Here is a 1,405-nt window from a genome sequence, read left to right as displayed (position 1 = left end):
CGTCCGAGCAACACATCTTCCTGATGCCATCGGTTAAGGCGATGGTGTCCACCTAAATTTAAGTGGACACCATTTTTAGCCTTTTTAAGCGGACGCCCATGCCACAAGAACGCCGTTCCTATTCCAAGTCCTTCAAGGCCCAGGTCATTACTGAGTGCGCCCATCCTGACACTTCAATTGCCAATGTCGCCTTGACCCACAACCTCAATGCAAACCTCGTCCATAAATGGATTCGGGTGCATGCGCAGAAAAACCTGGCACTGCAAACTGCCTTCATCCCGGTCAAGACTTCGCCGCCGGTGCCGATGCATCAGGCCCTTCCTGCCACGATCCGAATCGAAGTGCCGCATCCAAAAGGTGTAGTCGTGGTGAGTTGGCCAGCAGAAAATGCAGCGGCGTGTTCTGCTTTCCTACGAGACCTGCTGCGATGATCCGCGTCGATTCCATCTGGCTCGCCACCGAGCCCATGGACATGCGCGCCGGCACTGAAACCGCGCTCGCACGAGTCGTGGCGGTGTTCGGTGCGGCGAAGCCGCACTGTGCCTATCTGTTCGCCAACCGCCGCGCCAATCGAATGAAAGTGCTGGTGCATGACGGCGTGGGGATTTGGCTTGCCGCCCGGCGTTTGAATCAAGGACGCTTCTTCTGGCCGGGTGTGCGACACGGCTCCGAAGTTGAGTTGGATGCCGAGCAACTTCAGGCCCTGGTGCTCGGTTTACCTTGGCAGCGCGTCGGTGCAGGCGGAATCATCTCGATGCTTTAACATCTGCCATGGCGTGCTTGCCAGCGCAATTGGCCCATCAGTCTATCGTCGCCATCAGCCCTCTCTGGCAAAATCGGCGGCATGACTTTGCATCCAAATCTCGATCAATTAAACCCTGAACAACTGCGTGCCCTGGCGGCGCAGTTGATCCAGCGCGTCGAGACAATGGACAAGCAAATCACTCATCACAAGTCGGTCAACGAGAAACTGGCCCACGAGATCGCGCTGCTCAAACGCTTCAAGTTTGCCAAGCGCAGCGAGCAGTTGAGCCCGGATCAAGCCAGCCTGCTCGACGACTTGATCGATACGGATATCGCCGCTATCGAAGCCGAACTTGAGGCGCTGCAACCGGCACCTGTCGAAGCCAAAGTGCGCCAGCAACCCAAGCGCGCACCGCTGCCACCGCAGTTTCCTCGCACACTGATCCATCACGAACCGGACAACAGCCACTGCCAGTGCGGCTGCGCCCTCAAGCGCATCGGCGAAGACGCCAGCGAAAAGCTCGACTACACGCCCGGCGTATTCACCGTCGAGCGTCACATCCGTGGAAAGTGGGCCTGCGAGCAGTGTGAAACGCTAATCCAGGCGCCGGTACCGGCGCACGTCATCGACAAAGGCGTCCCGACCGCAGGCCTGCTGGCC

Annotated in this window: 3 protein-coding genes; all 3 read left to right on the top strand. The window is 58.5% G+C overall.

Annotation, left to right across the window (positions count from 1 at the left end):
- Positions 1-98 precede the first annotated feature (98 nt).
- Positions 99-431, top strand: coding sequence for an IS66-like element accessory protein TnpA (gene tnpA, locus PspCFBP13509_RS31285; protein ID WP_003173944.1), 333 nt, complete (start codon positions 99-101; stop codon positions 429-431).
- The gene (gene tnpB, locus PspCFBP13509_RS31925; RefSeq protein WP_003177794.1) at positions 428-763 is read left to right on the top strand and encodes an IS66 family insertion sequence element accessory protein TnpB; all 336 of its coding nucleotides are present in this window, start codon (positions 428-430) and stop codon (positions 761-763) included. Before tnpA ends, tnpB begins: the two co-directional genes overlap by 4 nt.
- Positions 764-844: 81 nt before the next feature.
- Positions 845-1,405, top strand: a 561-nt coding sequence (locus PspCFBP13509_RS31275; RefSeq protein WP_178084566.1) for an IS66 family transposase zinc-finger binding domain-containing protein, incomplete at its 3' end; no start/stop codon positions are given.

The sequence above is a fragment of the Pseudomonas sp. CFBP13509 genome (genome assembly GCF_005233485.1).
Taxonomy (GTDB): Bacteria; Pseudomonadota; Gammaproteobacteria; order Pseudomonadales; family Pseudomonadaceae; genus Aquipseudomonas; species Aquipseudomonas marginalis.
Note: the sequence above shows the minus strand (reverse complement) of the source record. Positions and strands in the feature narration are given on the sequence as shown.

Excerpts from the sequence above, each read along its gene's own strand:
- tnpB (WP_003177794.1), top strand. The coding sequence starts at position 428 with ATGATCCGCGTCGATTCCATCTGGCTCGCCACCGAGCCCATGGACATG.
- tnpA (WP_003173944.1), top strand. The coding sequence starts at position 99 with ATGCCACAAGAACGCCGTTCCTATTCCAAGTCCTTCAAGGCCCAGGTC.